Annotated in this window: 7 protein-coding genes and 1 pseudogene; 2 read left to right on the top strand and 6 right to left on the bottom strand. The window is 44.4% G+C overall.

From position 1 onward, the window contains the following. The 4 genes and pseudogenes from PY364_RS26620 to PY364_RS26605 form a co-directional block, all read right to left on the bottom strand. Positions 1–290, bottom strand: a pseudogene (locus PY364_RS26620) (ISL3 family transposase); the annotation flags it as partial. A 4-nt stretch (positions 291–294) separates the two neighbouring features. Next, positions 295–1,083 (bottom strand): ISL3 family transposase, encoded by a 789-nt coding sequence (locus PY364_RS26615; RefSeq protein ID WP_275570729.1) that lies wholly within the window; start codon positions 1,081–1,083, stop codon positions 295–297. Positions 1,084–1,230: 147 nt separating this feature from the next. Next, positions 1,231–1,413, bottom strand: coding sequence for a hypothetical protein (locus tag PY364_RS26610; protein WP_275570728.1), 183 nt, complete (start codon positions 1,411–1,413; stop codon positions 1,231–1,233). A gap of 178 nt (positions 1,414–1,591) precedes the next feature. Then, on the bottom strand, positions 1,592–2,077 hold the full coding sequence (locus tag PY364_RS26605) for a VOC family protein (protein WP_275570727.1): 486 nt from the start codon (positions 2,075–2,077) through the stop codon (positions 1,592–1,594). Between PY364_RS26605 and PY364_RS26600 the strand changes: the two genes are divergently transcribed. Further along, a complete protein-coding gene (locus PY364_RS26600; protein WP_275570726.1) occupies positions 2,076–2,285 on the top strand; it encodes a hypothetical protein in 210 nt (69 codons plus the stop codon). The two genes, PY364_RS26605 and PY364_RS26600, sit on opposite strands and share 2 nt — an antisense overlap. On the opposite strand, the gene PY364_RS26595 is transcribed toward PY364_RS26600, so the two are convergent. Together PY364_RS26595 and PY364_RS26590 are read right to left on the bottom strand one after the other, a co-directional pair. Then, the gene (locus tag PY364_RS26595; RefSeq protein WP_275570725.1) at positions 2,260–3,399 is read right to left on the bottom strand and encodes a restriction endonuclease, SacI family; all 1,140 of its coding nucleotides are present in this window, start codon (positions 3,397–3,399) and stop codon (positions 2,260–2,262) included. The two genes, PY364_RS26600 and PY364_RS26595, sit on opposite strands and share 26 nt — an antisense overlap. A gap of 2 nt (positions 3,400–3,401) precedes the next feature. Next, positions 3,402–3,662, bottom strand: coding sequence for a helix-turn-helix transcriptional regulator (locus PY364_RS26590; RefSeq protein ID WP_275570724.1), 261 nt, complete (start codon positions 3,660–3,662; stop codon positions 3,402–3,404). A gap of 46 nt (positions 3,663–3,708) precedes the next feature. On the opposite strand from PY364_RS26590, the gene PY364_RS26585 reads away from it, so the two are divergent. Beyond that, positions 3,709–4,809 carry a DNA cytosine methyltransferase gene (locus PY364_RS26585; RefSeq protein ID WP_275570723.1) on the top strand — a complete coding sequence of 367 codons (1,101 nt, stop codon included), beginning with the start codon at positions 3,709–3,711 and terminating at the stop codon, positions 4,807–4,809. The last annotated feature ends 542 nt before the right edge of the window (positions 4,810–5,351 follow it).

Raw genomic sequence — 5,351 nt, 5'->3', positions numbered from 1 at the left:
TCTAACTTGCTACGTCCTCGGTCACTACGACCGTTGCGTTCTTGAAATGTTGAATGCCGCAAGTACCGGAACACGGTAGTGCAACCAATACCTAATTTTTGGGCAATTGCTTTTCCTGATAAACCTTGATGCCGTAACTCCCACACTTGTTGATGAATAATAACTCTTCTTTCTCGACGTTGAATCGCTTTTGATACTTCTTTTTTGGTCTGATTTGATGCCGGAGGTAAGGCGACGATTTCAGTCTGATTAGCATCGCTCGGTGGGGAACCCGTGTGTAGTTTTTCCACCTCTTTAAGGTTTTTTAGTTGGCTGCCAAATACTTGCACTCGTCGCTTCTGCGAGGTTTTGTAAAATATGAAAACGGTCAGCAACTTGAATGGCATTGGGGGCTCCTTGCAGAACACCTTTTTCATAAGTTCGGGAGCGATCGCGTGATACTATTTCTACACCGGGATGTTCTTTTAACCAAGCGGCTAGGGTTTCGGCTTCACGATCTTTGAGAATGGCTATGGGTTGACTTTTTTCAAGTTCAAGGTCAACTAATATAGAGCCATAGGTGTGGCGTTTACGAAAAGCAAAGTCATCAACTCCCAGAATTCGAGGGGTTTGAATTGGTGCTAGGGGAATTCTACGCACTAAGTTTAATAGAGTATTGCGACTTACTTGGAAGCCAAAATATTGGCTTAATCTAACTCCGGCATTCCCCCCTAATGATAAACCAATAGCTGTTAAATTTTGAGTTAATCGTTGCGTTTTTCTTGCCCATGTTGCTGCTACATCTGTAATTCTTTCCGCAAATATGCGGCGCTGACATTGGGGATTGATACAGAAAAACTTTCGGACATTTAACTGTAAAGTGACTCGGAAATTGGCCCAAGATAAATCACTTAATTTTCGTCTGTATTGGCTATGAATGCGATGACTTACTGCTAAACAAACCGGACATCTGACTGGATTTTGGACAGAAGTGACATTGACTGCGAGCTGAGTTGCTGTTTTGTCCAACTCCCAGCTATTTAATTGTAAATTTTCGGGGCTGGGTAGTAAACTGGGAATAATTTCTGCAAATGTAATGTTCATTTAGAGTGCTTAATAACACTCAATTATAAGAGGGTTGAAGAATTATTTGGTGAGTACCTTTCAATATTACATGAGTGACTGGGTGGCAGTGACGCTCGCTTGCAGTTGGCTCACGCTACTCTGACATATCTACATGGGTCACAAAGATTATGGAGGTAAGGCGCGCAGACAAGGACTATTGCGATCGCTACTCTTGAAATCACAAGCATGGACTTCGTTCGCAAGCAGGGCAACCTCAGCCGGGACAATATGAGTTTGATGCGATCGCCATTCGGCATTGGTTCGGATCACCAAAAGTTGCCAAGACCCGTAATGTGGTTTCTTTTGCACATAATGTGGTTTTTATACCTCTGCTTTTGGCAGTTAATGTGGTTTCAAAAATTCCCTTTTTGCAGTTTTGACCTCTGCTTTTTGCAGTTCGCTACACTTAGGCATCCAATTATTGGAAGGGAAGCAGTTCTAATAAGCCCTTTGTACTTCCGAGATGCACGGGTCAAAGGCTGTCAGCTTAACCGCGCTGCGCCGCCTCGATCGCAGCGATGTTGATCTTTCTCATCTGCATCATCGCCTCAAACGCGCGCTTGGCAGCAGCAGGATCGGGATCGGCGATCGCTTTTGTTAGGGCGATCGGTGTAATCTGCCAGGATAATCCCCATTTGTCCTTACACCAGCCGCACGCACTCTCCTGTCCTCCGTTGCCGACGATCGCGTTCCAGTAGCGATCTGTTTCTGCTTGGTCAACGGTTGCGACCTGAAACGAGAATGCTTCGTTGTGTTTGAACGCAGGTCCACCGTTGAGTCCGAGGCAGGGAATTCCCATCACGGTAAACTCGACGGTCAACACGTCCCCTTGCTTCCCTGACGGAAAATCTCCCGGTGCGCGGTGCACCGCATCAACGGAGGAATCGGGAAAGGTCTCGGCGTAAAACCGCGCCGCGTCCTCGGCGGTGCCATCGTACCAGAGGCAGATCGTGTTCTTTGCTGGCTTTTCCATGTCACTTCTCCATCAAGATGAGCCACCCAAAACCGGAGTCAACGATGTGCTCAATCGAAGAGTATTGGCTCGGACGACATTTCCGCCCATTCTAGCGCGGTTTCACTGTGCTTCACATTGGCGAGATAACGTTCCTGCTGCGCGGATGCAAGTAGCCTCTGCAACACAGCCAATATCTATCATCAGTCCGCTCCAGAAGGGTTGTTAGATGGCGGGTTCGACGCGACTTGCATAGATTGAAAAACACTCTCAATATGCTCAAAAACTTCATCCTTGACCCGAGCATTGATCGCATAGTACCGAAGCTTTGCCAAAAAAGTGGCAAAAGAAAGCTCTGGGCATAATGCAATTACTGAGCTCATGAAGGAGAGAAGACTAACAAAAATAACATTGACGTTTCTCGTAAGCAAAACAGTTTTTGAAACCTGCTTAAGAGATGAACCGATATACGTTCCATTTACTCCAATAACAAACGTGATTGAAGTTAAGCTATATTGGCTTACTTTGAAAGCAGCATGATCGACATCTTGCTCACTGAACGGCTTATCTTTAACCTCAACTACTACAAAAATCTTGCCGTTCTTCTTGATGTCTATATCTGCTACTTCCTTGGAGGAAGAACCGCTCTGATTTACCGGATGAACGATGACCTCAAAGCCTTCAAACTGGTCAAAATATATGGATAGGACAGTTCCTGCGACGATTGCAGCAACCTGGCCCTCAATTGATCTGGTGACAAATGCATCAATAAATTCAATAGTTTTTAAGTGGGAGTCTGCCGATTCTGAAAGTTGAGGAAGACTCCCACTTCGAGCCATTTGCTTTTTAATCGCATACCTTACAGCATTGCAGAGGCAAACAAAAGCTTGGTCAGACGCTCCTATCTCGGAAAGCACCTTATACAGCATAGATTGCAGTTTTTGATCCTTACCCCTTCTGACAGGATTTGATAGAGATATAGTCGGCAAACGGGCTGGATTATTTGCGAATGGCTCATTTGAGCCGCCAAGTGCCCTATTCAACAATTTTCGCTCAATGGGCACAACAACCTGATGGCATAAGGTGCGGGCATCATAAGCACCTTCAACATCAGCCCCTGCCTGAAGTGCAAGGGCATTGATACTTGGGTTTGTTGCTTTGCCTAAAAGACCAGTCATGAGAATGTATCGGAAAGTCAGATGTGTTCCTTGAATAATGGTTCTGATCTCGATATCCCATTCCACGGCTGGAATTTCTCTAGAATCATCTTGTGCTATTGCGATCGCTTCTCGGAGAAGTTGCTCGGCTGCTTTTTGATCGACGGTTGGTTTAGCAAAACTCATGCTCAACCCTCTAAATTAGCGAACTGGGCGAAAAACTCAGCAGGGTCAGCATCTGTAGCCCGCACCCATCGTAGTGCTTCTAGAATATCGATTCGGCGTTCCCGACACTCTATTTTGGAAACGTCAGGCTGTGTCAAGCCAATCTCATGGGCAATCGCTTTCTGAGAGAGTTTTGCTTTCTCTCGCAGGGAAATAAGGGCATCAATGATCCTGTGATACTCGGGATCATGAATACTTGAGATAGAGTGCTTTTGGCTTTCCATGATTTAGATCTTGATTCGGAAAGACAAATATGCCAAAATCGCATACATGAAGAACGAAACACTTTTATCAGGACTCTCTCTTTTCTCTGGCGCAGGTGGTATGGACGTTGGGTTCATCCGAGCAGGAGTTGAGGTCGTTGGTGCCAATGACATCGACAGAGATGCTTGTCTCACATATGAGGCAAATCATCCGAGAGGGATCATTAAGTGTGGTGATATTAATAGCTATTTGCTTGAGTTGAGACGATTTGAGGGAGTTGACCTTGTTTTTGGTGGTCCACCATGCCAAGGTTTTTCTGTAGCTGGAAAAATGAATCCTGATGATCCCCGTAGTAAAATGCTCTGGGTCTTCATGGAAGCTGTAAGCCTTACCCGACCTCGAGCTTTTGTTTGTGAAAATGTCAAAGCGTTAGCAGTTTTAGATAAATGGGCAGAAGTTCGTCAAAAACTCTTTTTTGTAGCTAGTCAATTGGGATATATATGCAAGCTAGTATTACTGAATTCATCTGATTTCGGCGTACCACAATCTCGAGAAAGAATGTTTTTGATTGGGTTTCGAGACTTTAAGGGTATTGGGAATTTAGGAGCATATTTTGAACGATACAAAAAGCCTTCCCCAATAGTTAAAGATATCGTTTTGCCTCTAGGTGTAGCAGGTTCGGAGAAGAATAACCGGGTATGTAATGCCAAAGTTACGATCGCGGCAAAACCTGTAATGAGACGATCCCCCTATGCAGGAATGATGTTTAATGGTCAAGGAAGACCGCTGAATCCTGATGGATACTCATGCGCTCTCCATGCTTCTATGGGTGGGAATAAAACACCAATTATTGATGAAGAGCATTGCTATTTTGGTCAAGATAGCTGGGTTGAATGGTACCACTCCTACCTAATGAAAGGGGGAGAACCATTACCTTTGGATGCTGCACCCAAAAGATTGAGACGCTTAACAATTGATGAGGCACTTAGAATACAAACCTTTCCACATGCCTACCATTTCATCGGCGGACAAAGCTCGATTTATAGACAAATAGGCAATGCTGTCCCCTGTGACTTGGCACAAGTAGTTGCAGCAGTTGTTCAAGATGTTCTCCGTCAGCCTGAACTTATTACATCTCCGCCTTTCATTGAAGGTGAAGCCACATAGTTACGGCTAGCCATCTAACAATTATTAGACTAAATGTTTCTGCCTAAGATCGCATTTTAGGGAGATAGGCAGAATTATTCGGTCTAACTTCGACTTCGACATCAAACAGGTTATTCAGTCAGGCGACCTTGCGCTGATGCACGCTGAATGGCCTCAAACTAGCCTATATGATATAAACCGCAAAGTAGTAATGAAAAAACTATACACAGTAAGGATTTCAGCGCTCAACTTAATGATTAATGATTAGGGTTGGTGACTTAAGTTCAAGTCCAAACCAATGGGGGGAAATCCTTACATAGTAAGTGTCAATGTACCCATAAGATTGCCACGACTGGAAGGATAAACTTGCCATAACAGTAGCTGAAATACTCATTTTTTTGTGTGACTTAAGGGAAAAGTTTGCCGTTGTGGCAATCTTTTCCTTTAAAATTATTGATATTTAGATCTACTAGCCTTGTCAAGTACGAAAAATCAACCACATAAGGTGGTGTTCCCGTTGACTACAGGCACGCTTATGCCTGAAAAAAGAACTTTCGGCAAGG

Source organism: Kamptonema sp. UHCC 0994, from assembly GCF_029167235.1.
Taxonomy (GTDB): Bacteria; Cyanobacteriota; Cyanobacteriia; order Cyanobacteriales; family Microcoleaceae; genus Kamptonema.
The sequence above is the reverse complement of the archived record's forward strand: the minus strand, read 5'-3'. Positions and strand labels throughout refer to the sequence as shown.

Excerpts from the sequence above, each read along its gene's own strand:
- PY364_RS26585 (WP_275570723.1), top strand. The coding sequence starts at position 3,709 with ATGAAGAACGAAACACTTTTATCAGGACTCTCTCTTTTCTCTGGCGCA.
- PY364_RS26590 (WP_275570724.1), bottom strand. The coding sequence starts at position 3,662 with ATGGAAAGCCAAAAGCACTCTATCTCAAGTATTCATGATCCCGAGTAT.
- PY364_RS26605 (WP_275570727.1), bottom strand. The coding sequence starts at position 2,077 with ATGGAAAAGCCAGCAAAGAACACGATCTGCCTCTGGTACGATGGCACC.
- PY364_RS26595 (WP_275570725.1), bottom strand. The coding sequence starts at position 3,399 with ATGAGTTTTGCTAAACCAACCGTCGATCAAAAAGCAGCCGAGCAACTT.
- PY364_RS26600 (WP_275570726.1), top strand. The coding sequence starts at position 2,076 with ATGTCACTTCTCCATCAAGATGAGCCACCCAAAACCGGAGTCAACGAT.
- PY364_RS26615 (WP_275570729.1), bottom strand. The coding sequence starts at position 1,083 with ATGAACATTACATTTGCAGAAATTATTCCCAGTTTACTACCCAGCCCC.